Origin of the sequence: Marinicella meishanensis, from assembly GCF_019931145.1 — a bacterium.
Lineage (GTDB): Bacteria > Pseudomonadota > Gammaproteobacteria > Xanthomonadales > Marinicellaceae > Marinicella > Marinicella meishanensis.
This window is the reverse complement of the sequence record NZ_JAIOUV010000011.1, coordinates 50,232-71,250: the sequence shown is the minus strand read 5'-3', so window position 1 is coordinate 71,250 and position 21,019 is coordinate 50,232. Positions and strand designations below refer to the sequence as shown.

The window sequence follows — 21,019 nt, the reverse complement described above, 5'->3', positions numbered from 1 at the left end:
GGCTACTCCACCTGTTCCATGTTTTCGCTGGGTTCAGCGATGAAGTTGCCTTGCACAAAGTTGACTGCCATTTTCCACATGATGCTCATGGTCGAGGCATCCTCAATGAACTCACAAATGACTTGTTTGCCTTGGTTGTGGGCTTTGTCGACGATGTCTTTGACTTTTTCCTGATTTTCGGTGTTGTTGCCCAAGTCTTGCATGAAACTGGAATCGACTTTCAGCATGTCGACGGGAAAGTGTTTCAGGATGCTGAAGGAATTCAAGCCGGAGCCAAATTTCTCCACCACGATTTTACAATGGGTGGCTTTGATCGATTTGATGATTGGTTTCATTTGGGTGGCATAGGTCACCAATTCGCTTTCCCTGATTTCAAAAGCCAGTTTGTCGCCGGTCACACCCCTGGATTTCAGGGCACTGGCCAGCATGTTGGGAAATGTCGCATCGGTCAGGGTTTGGTGTGACATCTTAACGAACAGCATCACGTCCCTTTTGGATTCTTTGATGGCTTGGAGTGCTTTGTTCACCACCCAGTGATCGATCTCGGTGATGAAGCCATACTTGGCGGCCACCGGAATGAATTGTTGGGGGTAGATTAATTTGTTGTCTTCGGCTTGCAGGCGGATCAGCACCTCATAGTGTTCTTTATCATCGCCGTCGATGTTCACCACCGGCTGAAAGTGCAACACAAATTTGTCGTTTTCCAAACCGTCGGTGATGCGATCAATCCAGGCCTTGGAAGCGGCCCGGGCTTGTTTCTCTTCTTCGGCCGGGTCGAAGGTTTTGATTTGGTTGCCACCGGCTTCTTGCAAGGCATCCAGGTTGTCGGTCAGGGTTTTGATGACCAGCGATTCTGACTCGCATTGGGGGGTCAGCTGGGTCACCGAGATGCTGACGGTGCAATTCACCGAGGTGTTGCCGGCACCGAAAATTTGTTCCGAGATGATGGCCCGCAATTTTTCTGCCACTTTTTCGGCATTCTCAATCGACGTTTTTAATTTGATGATGAAGGTGGTGTCGGCATAGCGGCAATAAACCACGTCTTTGCCCAACTTGTTTTCCAGGAATTCAGCCACCGACACGATGAACAGGTCAAGGTTGCCTATGCCCAGCTCTTTTTCATGTTTGTCAGCCCCATCAATGCCGATCATCAACAAACTGTCACCGGCTTTGTTCTTTGCCGAATCCATGGCTTCGGAAAGCAACTGGTGGAAATAGGTGCGGTTGAAGAATTTGGTCAGCAGGTCCTTGTTCTTGATTTCGAACAACTCCTTCTCAACTTCGGGATCGGCTGAGGGGATGTTGATGATGAATTGGGCACAGGCTTCGCCGTTGATGGTGGCTTTGGAGACATTCACTATGCCATCAAACTTCTCGCCGCCAGAGGTTACCAGTTTGAACTCCAGGTCCTCTTCGGGCATGATGTTTTTGTTCAGGTCGCGCAAGGTCTGTTTGGCTCTGGCCAAATCCTCTTTGGCAATCATGTTCAAGAACGGCGTGACTTCCAATTCTTCAAAATCATCGTATTGAAACAGCTCTTGATAAGATTGGTTGGAATAAACATGCATGCCATCATGGATGTAGGCAATGGCTTGTTTGGATGAATCCAACAGCAAATTGGCACGTTTTTCGGTGTTTTTCAACTCCAGTGCCAAATCAATGATCTTGCGGCGGTCTTTCAACGCTTTGACATCCCGCTGAATCACATGCTTCATGTGATCGGGTAATTTGGGGGTGCAGTAGGAGGTGGCCCCGGCTTCGATCGACTCATTGATCAAATCGGGATCAAAATTATCCAACAAGGCAATCACTGGCAAGTCAATGCCGACGCGTTTGATGTGATCAATCACGGTTTGACAGGGCAGGTCGCTTTGCAGTTGTTGGCACAACACGAGATCCAATGGTTTGCGTTCCAGAATGCCCAACAAGTCTTCTTCGTTGGTACAACGGGTCGGTCTGACGGCGATTTGATAGTTCCTCAGCAGTGACAGAATGCGTTCGGCCTCTTCTTCGGATTGGTGGATGATCAACAGGTTGATGGATTTTTCTGTAGCCAAATTATTGTTCCTTGTTGGATGAACGGTCATCCCGTGCTGCACCGAGCCCAGGTTCTCATTAATTACCAATTATTGTCACACTGACCCAACATTATAAAGCCAATGGGCGGTGCTGAACAGCCTTAGGGGGTGGGTAATGGTGTTAACGATGGTAAAACTTGACAAAAGTGACTGCTGTGCATAGCCCGTAGCGGAGATTTGACATGTCAAAAAGCGGTTTCAAAGCGGGGTTTTGTGTGGCTCACCGGCCACTTCTTGCACCAGTTTGGGCACCAAATAGCCAGGCAGTTGTTGCATCAGCTGTTGGTGAATGGCGCGGGTGCGGGCCGGACTGACGGCAAAATGGGCGGCATTTTGTACCGGGTCGAATTGATGCAGGTAATACGGCAGTACGCCCTGTTCAAACAATTGGTGCGACAATTGTGCCAGCGTGCTTGCCTGATCGTTGATGCCATGCAGCATCACACTTTGGTTGAGCAACACAAACCCCAGTTTGCGCAAGCGTGCGATGGCCGTGCGGGCGGCCGGACTCAACTCGCTGGGGTGGTTGACATGCAACACCATCACTTTGTGACAGGACAAGGATTCGGCCCAGGTGTGGAATTCATCGTCGATACGGGCGGGCAACACCACCGGCATGCGGGAATGAATGCGCAAGGTTTTGACGTGGTCTATGGTGGCCAGTTGCGCGGTCAGTCCAGCCAGTTGTTTGGTGGATAAAGTCAGCGGGTCGCCGCCACTGAGGATCACTTCATGGATGCTGTCATCGGCTTGGATGTAGTCGATGCTGGCTTGCCATTGATTGCGGGGGGCATAGCTTTGGCGGTATGGAAAATGGCGCCGAAAACAATAGCGGCAATTGACCGCACAACTGCCACTGGCAATCAACAACACCCGTCCGTGGTACTTGTGAATCAAACCCGGCACTTGGGTGGCTGCGGCATCGCCCACCGGATCTGGCACATAGCCAGCCGGGTTCTTTTGTTCCGCTTGAATCGGTAGAAACTGCCGCCACAATGGCGCTGGATCAGTGGCCTGTTTGATGGCCTGCAGCAGGGTATCGGTGATGACGGGTGCAAACAACCCGGCGGCAGCGGGGTCATAGCCTGGCTGATTAATCAGTCCGGTCGGGTGGTCGTTGCGCAAGGCCTGTTTGAGTTCTTGTTGCCAAGTGGCGGTCATGATGTGCGGGTCATGGTGATCCTAAAGGGCGCTGATTTTAACACGAAACACGGTTAACCACCTGGATATTGGCTGCTGGTAAAGGCCAGGGTGGGGTGTGCTATAATGCCGCGATTTAACGCGTACCGAGAGGAACACACATGTCTGTCTACAGCACATCTCAATTCAAAAATGGGCTCAAAATATTGCTGGATGGGGATCCATACAGCATCGTCGAAAACCAAGAAGTCAAGCCGGGCAAAGGCCAAGCTTTCAACCGGGTCAAAATTCGCAATTTGAAAACCGGCCGGGTGATTGAAAAAACCTTCAAATCCAATGAAAAAGTCGATGCCGCTGATGTGATGGACACCGAAATGCAGTATTTGTATTCCGATGGCGAGTTTTACCACTTCATGGACCCCAATTCCTATGAGCAATACGAAGCCAGCACCACCGCTGTGGGCGACGCCGCCAAATGGCTCAAAGAAGAGGACATTTGTATGGTGACCTTGTGGAACGGGGTGCCATTGACCATTGAGCCTCCCAATTTTGTTGAGTTGGTCATCACCGAGACCGATCCTGGTGTGCGTGGGGACACGTCTGGTGGTGGCAGCAAACCAGCCACCCTGGAAACCGGAGCCGTGGTCAATGTGCCTTTGTTCGTGCCCGAAGGTGAGGTGATCAAAGTCGATACCCGCACCGGCGAATACGTCTCTCGTGTCAAAAAATAAACGCGCCCATTGGCGTTTTTCCAGCCCGTTGTCTGTGCTTCAACAACGGGCTTTTTTGTGCGCGGAGATCAGGCGGTTTTTTGCCGCGCGCCAAGTGCTGGAAGTGACCACGCCGGTGTTGTCCCACCACGGCAACACCGATGTCCACATCGAAATGTTCCAAACACAAGCCTTGTTGCCTGATCACAACGCCGCTTACCTGCGCACCTCGCCAGAATTTTTTCACAAACGCTTGTTGGCCAGTGGTGCCGGTGACTTGTTTGAAATCGCCCGGGTCTTTCGCCGCGGTGAACGCACCCCCTTGCATCACCCCGAATTCACTTTGTTGGAGTGGTACCGCTTGGATTTCAACCTGGCAGACCTGATGCAAGAAGTGGTGGCGCTGGTGCAGCAATTGCTGGCTGCATTTGTGCAGCCAGCCATCAAGGTGACCACGCTCAGTTACCAGGAGTTGTTTCAAACCGTGGTGGGCCTGGATCCATTTTCGGTATCTGACCAAGCGTTGCATGACCGCTGCCAAGCCCATGGCTACAGTGGCGCTGCCTTGTCTCGCACGGAGGCCTTTGATTTTCTGTTTGCCTGCGTCATTCAGCCCGAGTTGTCGGCTGGACAGCGCTTCACCGATGGTTTGCTGCTGCACCGTTTCCCAGTGGCCATGGCGGCGCTGGCGGCGGCCGATCCTGAGCAGCCCGATCGCTGCTTGCGCTTTGAGTTTTTGTGGCGTGGCGTGGAATTGGCCAATGGTTACCAGGAATTGACCGATGCGGTTGAACAACGGGCGCGGTTTGTGGCCGACAATCGGCTCAGGCAAGCCGCCGACAAGGCGCAACTGCCGTTGGATGAGCATTTGTTGGCCGCCTTGGATCACGGACTGCCAGCCTGTTCAGGGGTGGCTTTGGGCCTCGAGCGCTTGCTGATGTGTTTATTGGGTTTGGATGACCTCGACCAAGTCACCGGTTTCATCCCTGAAAACAGCTGATCCCATCACAGCCACCAAGTGGCCACCGAGGCTATGCACACAGCGCCAATCAGGTTGATTTTGAAGCCTTGTTTGATCATCTCGCGGATGGGCAACTGTTCCGAGCCAAACACAATCGCATTGGGGGCCGTGGCCACCGGCAGCATGAAGGCGCAGCTGGCACTGATTGCGGCTGGAATCATGATTTTGGCCGGATCCATGTCCATGGCTTGAGCCGCTGATAACAGCACCGGCATGAGGATTGCGGTGGTGGCGGTGTTGCTGGTGATCTCGGTCAAAAAAGTGATGGCCAAACAGATGATCAGAATCAACCAGAATTGGGGAAAATCTTTCAGGAACAGCAGCTGATCGGCCAACAAGGCACTCAGCCCCGTGCTTTTGAACGCCGCGGCAATCACCATGCCCCCGGCAAACAACAACAGCACGCCCCACGGTATGGTGTTGGCGGTTTGCCAAGTGAGCAATTTTTTCCCCCGCCCATCGCCAATCATGAACAAAGCCACCACCCCCAACAAGGCCACAGAGGCGTCATTGGCTTGGGGCAAATCAAGCCACAATTTCCAGCCACCAAACGGGGCGGTGCGGGTGACCCACAACAAAGCGGTGATGGCAAACACCCACAGGGTGCGGCGTTGGGCGGTGGTCAAGCCGCCAGTGGACAATTCATGGCTCTGGATGGACAAGTCCTTGGGTACTTGTGAAGTCAGCACCCACAGCATCAAGGGAAAAAACAGCAAGACCATCGGTAACACCTGTCCCATCCAGGTCAAAAAGCCCATTTCATTGCCGGTGCCCAGCTGGTAGTTCTGAATCATGATCAGGTTGGGCGGAGTGCCAATCGGGGTCATGGTGCCGCCGATGCTGGCCGCATAGGCAATGCCCAATAACAACAATGTACCCAGTCTTCGGTCCGAGTTGTTGCTGAGGATGGCCAAGGCAATCGGTAACAACATCAAGGTGGTGGCGGTGTTGGAAATCCACATGCTCATCAAAAATGCCGTCAACATGAAGCCCATGATCAAGCGTTTGGGGCTGTGGGTACCGATCAATTGGATCACCCGATGGGCCAAGTATTGGTGGGTGTTGCTGTGCGCCAATGCGGTCGACAACAAGAAGCCACCCAACAACAAAATAATCAGCGGACTGCCATAGGCGGTACCCACCGCTGTCGGGGTGATCACGCCCAGTAAAGGGAACAGGGCAATGGGCAACAATGAGGCCACCGGAATGGGCAACCATTCGGTGACCCAGCAGATCGCAGTGGTGGCGGTGATGAGCAGGGTGATGAATTGTGAATGGTCGATCAAGCCCAGCCATTTGAGGCCAAAGATCAGGGCATAAGCAATTGAAAATGAGGCGATTTTTTTCCAGGGCATGGTTTGGATACGATGGCGTATGTTTTGGGCCAAATTTTAATGGTTTTTTAATATTTAAGCTTGTAATCTTACCCGAATAAAATTTATGATGTTAGGGTTTATTATTTTGGGGATACAAATGAAACTAAAACCATTCCTTTTGACTTTAACATCCATTGTTTTGCTGCAAGCCTGCAGCAGCAGCAGCAATTCTCCGCGGGCGGTGGATGCGCCACCAGCCACCAATCCCGGTGGTGGGGTGGTGACTGGGGTGATTGAAGCCATCTTCAATCCGGCATCTGGAGACCCGACACAAGTGCCGATCCCAACCAACCTGTTTTTGTCTGGCACCACCGATTTGACCATGAACATCCCGGTGGCAGATCCGACCGATTTTTCTGATCCGCTGGTGGCCATCAATGCCCTGGATGGTTTCAGTACAGTGGCCCCTTGGTCCACCAATTTTTCGGTGCCAGTGGCAGCCGCATCGGTCAATCCCGGCAGTGTTAAAGTGTATGAAGTGACTTTGAGCGGTCCTGGTGGTGCGGTGATCGGCGTCAATGCTGAATTGACTTTCGGCGTGGATTTTGTCGCGGCAGCCAATGGCAGCAGTGTGGCCATTGTCCCCATCCGTCCATTGAAACAACTGACCTCTTATATGGCGGTGATCACCAATGGCATTCAAGATGAGGACGGCAATGCCGCCACCCCATCACAAACTTATTTCTTGTCACAACGCACCTCACCGTTGGTGGATGGCAATGGCAACAGCACCGATCCATTGGTCGACAACGGCACCGCCCAAGCCTTGGAGCCGTTGCGACAACTGACCAATTTCCAAGAAGCCGCGGCCGCGTCTCAAGGTGTGGACCCCAGCACCATCGTGTTGTCCTGGACCTTAAGCACCCAGTCCATCACCCCCGTGTTGTCGGCGGTGAAAGACATCACCGGACCAGGCGCTTCAACTTTGGCACCGACTGGGTTGAACACCTCAGCCGTGGGTGGATTTGGCTTGGCCGACATTTACATCGGTACCTTGACCTCTCCTTATTACTTGACCGCACCCAGCGCCACCAACCCATTGGCCCCATTGAATGAGTTTTGGCGAGCGGCACCCGGTGCCTACGTGGGACCATTTGCGGCGTTGGGACTGGATCCCACTTCCACCAATCTGACGCTGGCCAACCCCATCCCGGTGGCCACCAGCATGCAGAATTTGCCGGTTTTGATGACCGTGCCAAATGCCAATTCGGGCATGACCAAACCTGATGCCGGTTGGCCCATCATGATTTTCCAACATGGCATCACCCGTGACCGCACCGACATGTTGGCAGTGGCCGACACCATGGCTTCCATTGGCTTTGCGGTGGTGGCCATCGACTTGGCGATGCACGGCATCACCGATACGGCCAATCCGTTCTACATCGAGAACACGCCATTCGCACCCATTGCCAGCGAGCGTACTTTTGATGTTGATTACATCAACAACGCCACCGGCGCACCGGGCCCTGATGGTCAAATTGATGCCTCGGCAGCGCATTTCATCAACCTGGCCAATTTGTTGGTTTCCAGAGACAACACCCGGCAAGGTATGGCTGACCTATTCACTTTGACCGAATCGATTCCATTGATGGACATCAATGGTGACGGCGCCGGTGACTTCAATGAAGCCAACATCACCTTCGCTGGACAGTCTTTGGGCGCGATCACCGGTACCGGTTACCTGGCGTTTGATCCCAATGTTCAAAGTGCGGTGTTGTCAGCGCCGGGTGGTGGCATTGCCAATTTGTTGATCGGTTCACCCACTTTCGGCCCACGCATCATTGCCGGTCTGGCGGCTGCCGGTGTCCAACAAGGTACCGCCGAATTCAATCTGTTCGTGTTGGCCACCCAGACGGTGGTGGATGCGGCAGATCCGGTTAACCTGGGTGCCAATGCCAGTTTGTTGAACAACATCTTGTTGCATGAAATTCTTGGCGACCAAGTGGTCACCAACACCGTACCAGGGGCACCATTGTCTGGTACCGAACCATTGATTGCAGCCATGGGACTGACTTCTTATTCAGAATCAGCATTCAATCCTGATGGGTTGGATGCCGCTGTGCGCTTCACTGCTGGTGATCACGGCAGTCTGTTGAGTCCAGCCGCTTCTCCTGCAGCCACGGCTGAAATGCAGGGCCAAATGGCCGCATTCCAGGCCACCGGTGGCACGACTTTGAACATCACCAACACCGACGTGATTCAATAAGGAGATGACAATGAAAAATACATACAAAAAGCGTGGAGTACAACCGATGTCTCATAAACCATCTCGTTTGAAGTTAACCCCACTCAAGTCGGCCTTGGTGGCCGCGGCATTGGGGGTCTCCGGTTCGGTCTCAGCGGCCGAATTATGGAGCAACGATGATTATTCTTTCAGCATTGACACCACCGTGTCATACGGTGCGTCTTGGCGGATTGCCGATCGCGACAACCGCTTGGTCGGTAAGGCCAACTTGAATCCTTTCGTGGGTGTCGATTTGGCCACTGGCCTGCCATCATCATTGGCACAACGGATTGCGGCTCCTGGTCGCTGGTCCATCAACTCTGACGATGGTAACTTGAATTACGACCAGGGTGATTTGATCTCCAATGCCGTGAAATTCACTTCAGACATCGCCTTCAACGCGCCGTCTTGGGGTGCTTTCTTCCGGGTCACAGGATTCTATGATTTTGAAAACGCGGACAACGATGACCTGTCACGCACCGCCAAAGAATTTGTCGGTGAAGACTTCCGTTTGTTGGATGCTTATGTCTACAAAGATTTCGACATCGGTGAGCAGTTCGCTTCGGTACGCTTGGGTCGCCAAGTGGTCAGCTGGGGTGAGTCCACATTCATCCAACAAGGCATCAACATCATCAACCCGGTCGACGTGTCGAAAATTCGGGTGGCCGGTGCTGAGTTGAAAGAGGCCTTTTTGCCGATTGACATGATTTCATTCTCAACCAGCATCACCAACAACCTGTCGATGGAAGCGGTCTACATGTTTGAGTTCGAACAAACCGATCCCGATCCAGCCGGTACCTATTTCAGCAACAATGATTTCGCCACCCCAGGTGGTGAATACGTGGCCTTGGGTTTCGGCATTGTGCCAGAACTGGCCAACGCCGGTGCCATTGCTCAATTGCCGGTTCCGCCGGAGTTGATTGCTGGCACTTTGGCCAACATCAACAACTTCTCCATTTTGCGCAAAGGCACCCCACCGACCGATGACGACGGTCAATACGGCATTGCCTTCCGTTATTATGCCGAGCAGTTGAACAACACCGAGTTTGGTTTGTACTACTTGAATTACCATTCACGTTTGCCCTTGATCAGTGGTTATGCCCTGGGCCAGGAAGGCGTGGGTCTGGGCGTCACCTCTCCCAGTTCAGGTTCATACTTCACCGAATATCCTGAAGACATTGACCTGTATGGTTTGAGTTTCAACACCACCATCAACTCTTTGGGCGTGTCACTGCAGGGTGAGTTGTCATACCGCCCCAATGTGCCGTTGCAAATCGATGATGTGGAAGTGTTGTTTGCTGCCTTGTCACCGTTGAACCCGTTGATTCCTGCTGAGTACGACCGTTTCGTGTCACAGTTGGGTAATTTTGGCCCCGGTGAGTACATCCGTGGTTGGGAGCGACATGAAGTGTCACAACTGCAATTCACCGCGACCAAATTGTTTGGTCCCAATGAGTTCTTCGGCACCGATCAAATCGTGCTGTTGGGCGAAGTGGGCTTCACCAATGTGTGGGATCTGCCCAACCAAAATGTGTTGCGCTACAACGGCCCTGGCACCGATACCGGTGGTGGACCGAGCACCTTGACCGGTGGCACCAGCCGCAACCCTGTGACCGAAAATCCCGAAGGATTCGCTTCGGCCTTTTCTTGGGGTTATCGGGTGGTCACCCGATTTGACTACAACGGTGTTTGGGGCACGTCTTGGAACCTGTCACCCCGGTTGGCGTTCAACCACGATGTCAATGGCACCACGCCAGGGCCTGGTGGTAACTTCATCGAAGGCCGCAAGTCCTGGACCATCGGCGTGAATGGCACCTATTTGGAAAAATGGAGTGCCGACGTCAGCTACACCAATTTCTCAGGCGCAGGTGTCTACAACCAGATATCTGACCGGGACTTTGCTTCTATCAACATCAAATACTCGTTCTAAGAACAGAGGGGACATTAAATGAAGTTATTTAAGAAAACAGTTATTTCAACTTTGATTGGATTGACGGTCGTCGCTGGTTCTGCCCAAGCAGGCCCGAAGCCTGACCAACTGGAACGATTATCCACTGATTTGACGCCCATGGGTTCAATCCGTGCTGGCAATTCTGATGGCACCATTCCAGCCTGGACAGGTGGCATCACTTCGCCACCAGCGGGTTATCAAGTGGGTGACCACCACCCCGATCCATTTGCCGATGACAAGGTGTTGTTCACCATTGACAGCAGCAACTACCAAGACCATGCAGCGAAGCTGTCACCGGGTCAAATTGCCATGTTTGAGCGGTATCCAGAAACCTTCAAGATGGACATTTATCCGACCCGCAGATCGGCTTCTTTTCCCGAGCGCATTTATGAAAAAACCCGGGAAAATGGCCGCACTGGTGAGTTGGTGGCTGACGGTGAAGGCGTGGCCAATGTGGCCGAAGGCTTTCCCTTTCCATTCCCGGAAAATGCCTATGAATTGATCTTGAATCACAAGTTGAAGTTCAAAGGATCCGGTGGCGTACGCTACAACAACCAAGTGGCACCCAGTGCCTCAGGTGCCTACACCCTGGTGCGCCTGCGGGAAGAGCTGTATGGTAAGTACTATGTACCTGGCAACACCATTGATGACATCGACAACATCTTGTTGTACTTCTACCAAGTGGTCGAGTCACCAGCACGTTTGGCCGGTCGGGTGCTGTTGGTGCATGAAACCATGAACCAAAAAGAAACCCCACGCCAAGCCTGGATCTATAACCCAGGTCAACGCCGTGTGCGACGGGCGCCCAACGTGGCCTATGACAACCCCGGTACGGCTTCTGACGGCCTGCGGACCAATGACATGACCGACATGTTCAATGGTGCCATGGACCGCTTCACTTGGGACTGGACCGAAACCAAAGAAATGTATGTGCCTTACAACTCATACAAAGCGCACAGTTATGATTCGAAACTGGAAGACATGGTTAAACCTGGTCACCTGGATTCAAGTTACATGCGCTATGAGTTGCATCGGGTGCATGTGATCAACGCCAATTTGCGTGATGGCTTCCGCCACATCAACAGCCGCAGAACCTTCTACCTGGACGAGGACAGTTATCAAATTTTGTTGACTGACCATTATGATCGCCGGGGTGAGTTGTGGCGTTTTTCAGAAGCACACAGCATCAACTATTATGAGGTGCCCACTTTTTGGTCGACCATCGAAACCCACCATGACTTGCAGTCAGGCCGTTACGTGGCCGTGGGCTTAGATAACCAAGACCAAGTGAATACCTTCAACACACCTTTGAGTGAGGCCAATTACACGCCAAGCGCTCTGCGTAAACGCGGCAGACGCTGATTGGGTGTCAATGACTGGCTTAGGTATCAGTTGAAGATGCATACAATGGCTGTGAGCAGGTGATTGCTCATGGCCATTTTTTTTGGAAGAAAACATGATGAATAACAAACGAACAATCCTGGCTTGTGTTGGTCTGCTGCTGAGCTGGACCCAGGCATGGTCACAAAATGTCGCCGAAATGAAACCCTTGGCCGAAGAGTCGCTGATGCTGTCTATCACCAAAGTCGGTGCTTCGATGGTGATGGTGGGAGAACGCGGTCATGTCTTGAAAAGCAAAGACGACGGCAAAACCTGGTACCAAATACCCAACGTGCCAGTGGATGTGGTCTTGACCAAAGTGGTGGCTTACAACAACCACGTGTGGGCGGTGGGTCATGATGCCACCATCATTCACAGCAAAGATGCCGGTGAGACTTGGGAGTTGCAGTATTACGACCCCGATCGTGAAGTGCCCTTCCTGTCAGCCCATTTCAGCAGTGAAACCGACGGTTATGTGATTGGCGCATATGGCACTTTGTTTTCGACCACCGACAGTGGCGATACCTGGAACGATGATTTGATCGATGAAGAATTGGATTATCACTTGAATGACATCACCCAAAGCGAAGATGGCCACTACTACATCGCCGCCGAAGCGGGATATTTCTTCCGCAGTCTGGATGCCGGCGAAACCTGGGAAGCCATCGAATTGCCTTACATGGGTTCCATGTTTGGGGTGTTGGCCCTGACCGACCAAGTGGTGCTTTATGGTTTGCGTGGCAACATCCTGGTTTCCGAAGACCAAGGCGAGACTTGGGAGGAGGTTTACACCGATTTGTCCAACAACTTGTTTGGCGCTGACTTGCTCAGCGATAACCAAATTTTGATGGTCGGTGCCAATGGGGCCCGCTTGATATACCAGGATCGCAACATTGAAATTTTCCCTGGCGCAGATTCTGGGGATGACTACGCCGATGTGCTGATCACCGGCAATCAGGCCATCCTGATTGGTGAAACTGGGCACAAATCACAAGCCATAGCACAATAAGGAGGCGACCATGAACCAACCCATACAAAACACAGGATTCGCCGGCTTTTGTGAATCCATCCTGTTCAAAAACAAAAAAATCATCATCTTCTTGCTGTTTGCCATGACCGTGGGTCTGGCTTATTTCGCCAGTCAGTTGAAAGTGGATGCCGGCTTTGAAAAGCAGTTGCCACTGGATCATGAATACATGCAAACATTCATGGAACATGAGAAATTCAGGGGAGCCAACCGCATTTTGGTGTCCTTGATGGATGACAGCGGCAACATGTTCAACGAACAATTCTTCGACAAAATGGAAGACATGACCGATGCGGTGGTGTTCATTCCTGGCGTCAACCGGGCCAGTGTGAAATCGATTTTCACCCCCAACGTGCGGTTCGTGGAAGTGGTAGAAGATGGCTTTGCCGGTGGCAACGTGATCCCATCCAACTATGCCCCATCAAAAACCATGTTTGAAACCATCCGCAGCAACATCGTCAAAGCGGGTATTTTGGGCCGTTTGGTGGCCGAGGATTTCAATGGCGCCATGGTGTGGGCAGACTTGCAAGAGCGCGACCCACAAACCGGTGAAAAAGTTGATTACCAACAAATTGCCAAAGCGCTGGAAGACATCCGCGTCAAATTCGAAGGTGAAGGTCAAACCGTTCACATCATTGGCTTTGCCAAAATCGTGGGTGACATTGCCGACGGTGCCAAGTCGGTGTTGTATTTCTTTGCCTTGGCGATTCTGATCACGGCCATTTTGTTGTATGGCTATTCGAAAAGCTGGAAACTGACCCTGTATCCCATAGTTTGTTCACTGGTGGCGGTGATTTGGCAAATGGGCTTTTTGAAACTGATGGGCATGGGGATTGACCCGATGAACATCCTGACCCCGTTCCTGGTGTTTGCCATCGGCGTAAGTCATGGGGTGCAAATGATTTCCGGGTGGACCGATCAAATGGTCAAGCAGGGAGACGGCAATAAAAATTCTGATTTGGCAGCACGGACTGCTTTTGGGGCCTTGCTGGCTCCCGGGGTGATCGCCTTGCTGTCGGACACCATCGGTTTTGCCACGATTTATTTCATCAACATTGAAATCATTCAGGAATTGGCCATCACCGCGACCGTTGGTGTGGCCCTGATCATCATCACCAATTTGATCTTGCTGCCGCTGTTGTTGTCGGGCGTAAAAATGAAAAACTACGACGCCTTCTGTGCCAAGTTCGCCAAGCGCAAAGAAACTTCCGGGGTGTGGAAAGGCATTGCGGGCTTTGCCAAGAATCCGCTGGCCTCACTGGCGGTGTTGGTGGCCATTGGTTTGTTTGGTTACAGTTACATCAAAGGCCAAGACATGCAGATAGGTGACTCCCAAGCTGGGGTGCCTGAATTGCGGCCTGACTCCCGCTACAACACCGATGCGATGAAAATCAGCAATGAGTTTTCGTTGGGTGTTGACATGATCAATGTGATAGCCGAGACCTCTTCCAATGCCTGTACTGAAAGCTATAAGGCGATGAAGAACATCGACCGCTTTGCCTGGCACATGGAAAATGTACCCGGGGTGCAAAAAGTGATCACCCTGTCGCAGTTTGCCAAGATCATCACCGCTGGGTGGAATGAAGGCAACATCAAGTGGCGAGAATTGTCGCGCAACAATTATGTGATGCGCCAATCGCTCTCTGGCATCGAAACCGACACCGGCTTGTTGAATCAGGACTGTTCGGTCATGCCAGTCACCATCTTCACCGAAGATCACAAAGCGACCACCATCAACACCGTGATTGCTGCGGTCAAAGCTTATCAGGCGGAAGTGCCGCCGGCATTGGATGACAACGGCGGTTTGTTGGAAGGTGAGGTGAAATTCAGGTTGGCCACCGGTAATGCCGGGGTGATGGCTTCCACCAATGACGTGGTCAAAGGGGCGCAAATGCCGATGCTGATCATGGTCTATGGCGCGATCATCTTGTTGTGTTTGCTGACCTTCCGTTCCATCACTGGCACCATTGCCATTGTGGTGCCACTGGCCTTGGTTTCGCTCATGGCATATGCCCTGATGGCCTTCTTGGGCATCGGCTTGAAGGTCAACACCTTACCCGTGGTGGCGTTGGGTGTGGGGATCGGCGTTGACTATGGCATATACATCTTCAGCCGGCTACAGTCCTTGCTCAAGTCGGGGCAAAACCTGTATGTAGCCTACACCGAAACCCTGCGTTTAACCGGGCGTGCGGTGCTGTTCACCGCCTTGACCCTGGGCATTGGTGTGGGTACCTGGATATTCAGTGAATTGCAATTCCAGGCTGACATGGGTATTTTGCTGGCGTTCATGTTCATCTTGAACATGGTCGGTGCCCTGGTGTTGTTGCCAGCCTTGGCGTATTGGCTGATGCCGAAGGCGCGAAAAGGTATATAATAAGTCCCTTTTCAAACGACATTGATGCATGGCTAATACGCACATTTTGCGCATCGGCGAAGACGGCAACCCGCAGTCTTTGATCACCTACGATGCGCAAAGCCATACTTGCGAAGTAACGGCTGTTGGGCAGTGGACCGATGGGCTGTTGACCAAGCACGAGCTGGTGCTGCTGTTGCCGGCCAGTTGGTTGTACCACAGTGTCACCCATGTGGCCTCAAAAAACCTGGAATTGCTGGCCAAGTCGGTGCCTTTTGCCATTGAAGAAGAGCTGAGTAACGACGTCGAGGACAACTACTTTGCCTTTGTCTTGAATGCCGATGGCTCACAATCCGTGGCCGCCATTGAAAAACCCTATCTGGATCAGGTGTTGGCCGCTTGCCAACAACAGGCCCTGTCGATCAAAGCCATCCACAGTGAGGTGGATTGGTTGCCTGCTGCGCCTCAGGTCATCACCCTGTGGCACGATGAGCACTCAGCGTTGGTGCGCATTGGCATGGAAACGGCCGTGCGCATCGGCCACGATCAGGTGGCACAACTGTTGCCGGTTTATGCGCAAAACATGGAACAACTGGTGGTCAATGCCGGTCAAGACTTGTCATTTAATGATTTACCGGTGGTCACTGAATTGGATGAGGCCCGTTGTGTGGCGCATTTACTGCAACACCCCGCCATCGATTTGTATGTCGATGAATTGAAGTCAGGCCCGACTGATGAACGCCAGTCCTCCTGGCGCCTGGTGCCGCTGTTGTTGGCTGTGTTGTTACTCAGTTGGGTGGTTATTCAAAGCATCCAATGGTGGTCACTCAGTGGTGATGTGCAGCAACTGCAACAACAACAGACCGAACTGTTGCAACAGGCATTTTCTGATGCCGCTGGTGCGGAGTTGTTGGATCCATTCGCGGCCATCCAGTCCCGCTTGCAATTACAAGCTTCGGCCAACGGTGGTGATTCAAGCTTGTTGTTGGATGCGGTTGAATATTTGGGACAAACCAACCGCCAACAACCCGCCGTGAGCATCGGTGGTTTGCGGCTGGTAGAACAAAAAATGGAGATACAAATCACCGGACCAGACATGAAGGCCATCAATGATTTTCACCAGGCATTGGAACGCCATGCCTTCGCCTATCAAGTGCAAATAGGCGTCAATGAGTTGACCGAAGACAACACCTTTAAATCCATTTTAACCATGGTGCCCAGATGAAGAATTGGTGGTTTAATTTGACCGACAATGAACGGCGATTGCTGCGCATCGGTGTGGTGTTGATCGCCATGGCTTTGTTTTGGGTGGCTGTCTATCAGCCCGTGACGCGATACATTGCGCAACAAGCCGAGACCAAACAAAGGTTGACCGGACAGTTACAACAAATGCAGCGCATGGTGGCCTCCATGGGCACGCAAGCCCGCACCCAGGTACAGCCCATCCCGGTTGGCATGACCTTGTCTTCATGGGTGGATGGGCAACTGCGGTTATTGAATCTACAAGATAAAGTCAACCGCACCGAGCCAATCGATGCCAACAGCCTGACCGTGTGGTTTCAGGGAGTGTCATTTGATCAAGTGATCGACTGGGTGCACCAATTGGCCCACGATCATGGCGTGGCGGTCGACCTGATGGATGTCAATGTGGTTGATGCATCACTGGGATTAACCAACATCAGAATGAGGCTCGTGAAATAATGTTCAGCACCACTGATCGACTGGGTAAATTGTTTAAGTTTTTGCTGGTGCTGTTGCTGTTGGCGATCATCGCAGTGGCAGCCACGCCTTTGAATTGGTACTACGATCACGTCAAACAATACCTGCAGCCGGTGGGCCTGAATGACATCAGTGGTTCGGCGGTCAAAGGCAGTGCCGGATCAATGACCTACATGTCGTCACCCCTGGGCCAGGCCGAATGGTTCTTGTACCCCAAAACATTCCGTGGCTTGGGCGGGAAAGTGCGGGTATATCAACCCAACTATGACTTGACCTTAGACATCAGGGAACTGACCCAGGAACAGCATGAGTTCAAGCAGGTGCTGGGTTTTATAGATTGGCAACTGATCAAACCGTTCATGCAAATGCGGTATGGTCAATTGACTGGTTATGCCCAATTAAATCTCCAGGATGTGGTGTATAAAAAGAATGCCGGGATCGAACGCATGTCTGGGTCCATCACCTTACAAGATTTCAAAATGCTCACCCCCAACCAAAAAGACTTGGGACAAGTGACCTTGAAGTTTGAAACCGAGGCCAATGGTGTGGTGGTGGGTGTTTTCAGCAGCCAATCAAACGCCATCAATGTGTCAGGCAATTTGGTGTTGCAGCCCGGTCGCTGGCAATTGAACCTGGACCTCATTCCCAAAGCAGGCCATTTTGAGCTTGATGCCATCCTCAATGGTGTGGGTGATGCCCGTCGTGGTGGTGGACGGCGTTTGAACCTGGCTGGGTTTTATTGATCAAAGGCTGAACACTGCGGTCATTTGGCGCCGTTGATCGCGGGTCGTTTGCGGCTCAAAATCCACAGGCCAAAAGCCAACAAAGGCAGTGTCAATAAATGGCCCATGGTCATCCATTCAAAGGCGATGAAACCACGATTGGCATCCGGTTCACGGAAAAATTCGGCAACAAATCGGGCCGTTCCATAACTCAACAAAAAGACCGCCGACACCGTGCCCCGGTAGCGAGCTTTGTTGGCCACCCACCAAACCAGCACAAAGGTGATCAGACCCTCGCCCAGGGCTTCATACAAGGTAGAGGGGTGCCGGGCAAAAGCATCCAATTGGCCTTGTTCATACATTTGTTGCCACGCTCCCACCGGCAGGTTGATGGCTTGTAAATGAACCGGCAAAGAATCGGGGAAGATCATGCCCCAGGGGTGCTGGGTCAAGCGCCCCCACAGCTCACCGTTCAAAAAGTTACCCAACCGCACCGCCAAGATGCCCGTGGGCACCAATGGGGCGATGAAATCACTGACCTGGAAAAATGTTTTTTCGGTTTTGCGCTTGAAGTACAGCATGGCCAGCAACACCCCGGATAAGCCACCATGAAACGACATGCCACCTTCCCACACGCGCAAGGGCAAGGTGGGGTCACTGAGCAATGAAGTGTCGTTGTAAAACAGCACCCAACCCAAGCGGCCACCCACGATGATGCCGATGGCACCATAAAACAAGAAATCAGACAGTTGTTCATGGGTCCAACCATCGGCATGCCGTTTGATGCGGTAACGCCCGAGCAGATAATAACAAGCAAAACCGATCAAATAGGTGATGCCATACCAATGAATGTTCAATGGCCCAACGGCACCGATCCAGGGCAGGTCAAAGGGACCTAATGACAAAAAAACGGGGTCAAAGTCGACGACAGGGTGCTGGCTGGACATGTCATGGTGAGGTGTTAAAACAGGCCCCATTATATGCTTTTGTGGGGCTGAAGTAGATGGAAAATTGTCCCCATGTGAAGCACAACGCTCAGGTGCTGTCAGGAAGAGTCCTCAGGTGAGAGAAAAGTCAGTGGTTTTGTGATTGGCCGAATCAAAAAATACACCCGATGTGTTAAGATTACTGGGATGTGTGCCGTGGCAGACAGTCAATTACAAGAATCAATCAAATAGAGGAATACTTATGAATCAAGAGTTGATCCCACTGATCGTGGGAGGTGTTGGGGTGCTTATGGCAATGATCATTTATATGATGGTCAACAAAATGCCAGCAGGCGAAGGCAAAGTCAAAGAAATCGCCAGAGAAATCCACGAAGGGGCCATGGTTTTCATGCGCCGTGAATACAGTTTGCTGTTTTTGTTCGTGGCGGTGATTGTGGTTGCTCTGTACTTTGGATTTGGTGATTGGCACACCCCATTTGCTTTTATTCTGGGCGCATTGTGTTCAGGCATCGCTGGCTATTTTGGCATGTTTTCTGCCACCAAGGCCAATGTGCGCACCACCGTCGCTGCCAATCAGCATGGCGCGGCCAAAGCCCTGTCGGTGGCATTCTATGGCGGTTCCATCATGGGCCTGATTGTCGCGGCCATGGGCCTGTTGGGCATCGGCACCCTGTATTTGATGTTTGGTGGTGACCCACACACCGTGGAATCAATTCATGGCTTTGGTATGGGTGGTTCAGTGGTTGCCTTGTTCTCGCGTGTGGGCGGCGGTATTTTCACCAAAAGTGCCGATGTCGGTGCTGACTTGGTGGGTAAAGTCGAAGCCGGCATTCCAGAAGACGATCCGAGAAATCCGGGCGTCATCGCCGACAACGTCGGTGACAACGTTGGGGATGTGGCCGGCATGGGTTCGGACATTTTTGAATCGTACTGCGGCTCGATGATTGCCTGCATCGCGATTGCTTCGACCATGGCTTTGGGTTTGGTCTCGCAAATCGCAGAACGCCAACAAGACCTGATGTTTTTGCCTTTGGCGTTGGCTTCCACGGGTTTGATTTGTTCCATCATCGGCATTTTTTTGGTCAAAGTGTTCTCCAGCAAAAAGCCTGATGTGGCTTTGCGCTTTGGTACCATTGGCGCCACCTTGCTGTTCATTGTGGCGGCTTATTTCACCACCAAATCCTTGGGTATCCAAAGCGCCGTGTGGCAATGTGTGTTGCTGGGCGCCGTGGGTGGCATGGTGATTGGTCTGGTGACCGAATATTACACCGGTGGTAAGCCAGTTCGTGACATTGCAAAAGGCGGTGAAACGGGGTCGGCCACCGTGATGATTGCCGGTTTGGCTGTGGGCATGGAGTCGGTGGTGATTCCAGTCATCACCCTGGCAGGCATCATTTTTGGTACCTCCATATTGTTGCCTGAAGGAGCTGGCGTGTATGGTGTTGGCATTGGTGCGGTGGGCATGTTGGCCACCGTTGGCATCACCATGGCGATTGATGCCTATGGTCCGGTTGCTGACAATGCCGGAGGCATTGCCGAAATGGCTGAATTGGGTCCTGAAACCCGCGAAATCACCGACGGGCTGGATGAAGTGGGTAACACCACCGCCGCCATTGGTAAAGGCTTTGCCATTGGCGCTGCTGGTTTGGCGGCCTTGGCCATCATCGCGGCATTCATTCAAGTCATTTCCAGCCAAGTGCCGAACTTCAGTTTGGACATTGGTAACCCCGTGGTGCTGATGGGCATGTTCTTGGGCGGTATTTTCCCGTTCATCGTGTCGGCCATGACCATGCGGGCGGTGGGTGATGCGGCCTTTGACATGATCAAGGAAATCCGCCGCCAATTCAAAGAAATTCCCGGTTTGATGGAAGGCAAAGCCAAGCCCGACAGCAAAAAATGTATCGACATCGCCACCAAAGCCGCTTTGAAACGCATGATGGCCCCTGGTGCTCTGGCCGTGTTGGCGCCGGTGGTGGTGGGTTTCGGCCTGGGTGCCGCGGCCTTGGGCGGCATGCTCGGGGGTGCCTTGATCACCTGTGTGTTGTTGGCACTGACCATGGCCAATGCCGGTGGTGCTTGGGACAACGCCAAGAAATATGTTGAAAAAGGCAACTTGGGTGGCAAAGGATCCGACGTGCACAAAGCCGCGGTGGTGGGTGACACGGTGGGTGATCCGTTCAAAGACACCTCCGGACCATCGATGAATATTTTGATCAATGTGATGGCCATTGTGTCCTTGGTGATCGCCCCATTGTTGGCCAAAATGCCCGGTGGGTTTTTCAGCTAAACCCTTGTCAGTCATCAATAAAAAGCCCCGAAAGGGGCTTTTTTTGTCGCCATCATTATGCGCATGGGTTATGATGAATACACA

15 protein-coding genes are annotated in these 21,019 nt (G+C 52.3%); 11 read left to right on the top strand and 4 right to left on the bottom strand.

Annotated elements, in window-relative coordinates:
* Positions 1-2: 2 nt before the first annotated feature.
* Both K7G70_RS16750 and epmB read right to left on the bottom strand, forming a co-directional pair.
* Entirely contained in the window at positions 3-2,057 is a 2,055-nt protein-coding gene (locus K7G70_RS16750; protein WP_223789809.1) for a GGDEF/EAL domain-containing response regulator, read from the bottom strand.
* A gap of 219 nt (positions 2,058-2,276) precedes the next feature.
* Positions 2,277-3,239 (bottom strand): EF-P beta-lysylation protein EpmB, encoded by a 963-nt coding sequence (epmB, locus tag K7G70_RS16745; protein ID WP_223789808.1) that lies wholly within the window; start codon positions 3,237-3,239, stop codon positions 2,277-2,279.
* Positions 3,240-3,379: 140 nt separating this feature from the next.
* Here epmB and efp point away from each other — a divergent pair, with 140 nt between their 5' ends.
* Both efp and epmA read left to right on the top strand, forming a co-directional pair.
* Positions 3,380-3,949, top strand: a complete 570-nt coding sequence (gene efp, locus K7G70_RS16740; protein ID WP_223789807.1) for an elongation factor P — start codon at positions 3,380-3,382, stop codon at positions 3,947-3,949.
* Positions 3,936-4,928 carry an EF-P lysine aminoacylase EpmA gene (epmA, locus tag K7G70_RS16735; RefSeq protein ID WP_223789806.1) on the top strand — a complete coding sequence of 331 codons (993 nt, stop codon included), beginning with the start codon at positions 3,936-3,938 and terminating at the stop codon, positions 4,926-4,928. The genes efp and epmA overlap by 14 nt, the downstream gene beginning before the upstream one ends.
* A gap of 5 nt (positions 4,929-4,933) precedes the next feature.
* Here the strand turns inward: epmA and K7G70_RS16730 are convergent, their stop codons facing one another.
* Positions 4,934-6,304, bottom strand: a complete 1,371-nt coding sequence (locus K7G70_RS16730) for an SLC13 family permease (protein WP_223789805.1) — start codon at positions 6,302-6,304, stop codon at positions 4,934-4,936.
* Between the two features lie 118 nt (positions 6,305-6,422).
* Here K7G70_RS16730 and K7G70_RS16725 point away from each other — a divergent pair, with 118 nt between their 5' ends.
* The 8 genes from K7G70_RS16725 (at position 6,423) to gspN (ending at position 17,722) form a co-directional block, all read left to right on the top strand.
* Positions 6,423-8,531: an Ig-like domain-containing protein gene (locus K7G70_RS16725; protein ID WP_223789804.1), complete on the top strand. Its 2,109-nt coding sequence runs from the start codon at positions 6,423-6,425 to the stop codon at positions 8,529-8,531.
* 46 nt (positions 8,532-8,577) lie between these two features.
* Complete coding sequence (locus K7G70_RS16720) at positions 8,578-10,479, top strand: DUF1302 domain-containing protein (RefSeq protein ID WP_223789803.1); 1,902 nt, start codon at positions 8,578-8,580, stop codon at positions 10,477-10,479.
* An 18-nt stretch (positions 10,480-10,497) separates the two neighbouring features.
* A complete protein-coding gene (locus K7G70_RS16715; protein ID WP_223789802.1) occupies positions 10,498-11,862 on the top strand; it encodes a DUF1329 domain-containing protein in 1,365 nt (454 codons plus the stop codon).
* Between the two features lie 94 nt (positions 11,863-11,956).
* A complete protein-coding gene (locus K7G70_RS16710) occupies positions 11,957-12,889 on the top strand; it encodes a WD40/YVTN/BNR-like repeat-containing protein (RefSeq protein ID WP_223789801.1) in 933 nt (310 codons plus the stop codon).
* Positions 12,890-12,899: 10 nt separating this feature from the next.
* Positions 12,900-15,281, top strand: a complete 2,382-nt coding sequence (locus K7G70_RS16705) for an efflux RND transporter permease subunit (RefSeq protein WP_223789800.1) — start codon at positions 12,900-12,902, stop codon at positions 15,279-15,281.
* A 28-nt stretch (positions 15,282-15,309) separates the two neighbouring features.
* On the top strand, positions 15,310-16,485 hold the full coding sequence (gene gspL / locus K7G70_RS16700) for a type II secretion system protein GspL (protein ID WP_223789799.1): 1,176 nt from the start codon (positions 15,310-15,312) through the stop codon (positions 16,483-16,485).
* Positions 16,482-16,961 carry a type II secretion system protein M gene (locus K7G70_RS16695; RefSeq protein ID WP_223789798.1) on the top strand — a complete coding sequence of 160 codons (480 nt, stop codon included), beginning with the start codon at positions 16,482-16,484 and terminating at the stop codon, positions 16,959-16,961. Before gspL ends, K7G70_RS16695 begins: the two co-directional genes overlap by 4 nt.
* Entirely contained in the window at positions 16,961-17,722 is a 762-nt protein-coding gene (gspN, locus tag K7G70_RS16690) for a type II secretion system protein N (RefSeq protein WP_223789797.1), read from the top strand. Before K7G70_RS16695 ends, gspN begins: the two co-directional genes overlap by 1 nt.
* Positions 17,723-17,742: 20 nt before the next feature.
* On the opposite strand, the gene lgt is transcribed toward gspN, so the two are convergent.
* Positions 17,743-18,648 carry a prolipoprotein diacylglyceryl transferase gene (gene lgt / locus K7G70_RS16685; RefSeq protein ID WP_223789796.1) on the bottom strand — a complete coding sequence of 302 codons (906 nt, stop codon included), beginning with the start codon at positions 18,646-18,648 and terminating at the stop codon, positions 17,743-17,745.
* A 241-nt stretch (positions 18,649-18,889) separates the two neighbouring features.
* On the opposite strand from lgt, the gene K7G70_RS16680 reads away from it, so the two are divergent.
* Complete coding sequence (locus tag K7G70_RS16680) at positions 18,890-20,935, top strand: sodium-translocating pyrophosphatase (protein ID WP_223789795.1); 2,046 nt, start codon at positions 18,890-18,892, stop codon at positions 20,933-20,935.
* Positions 20,936-21,019 lie beyond the last annotated feature (84 nt).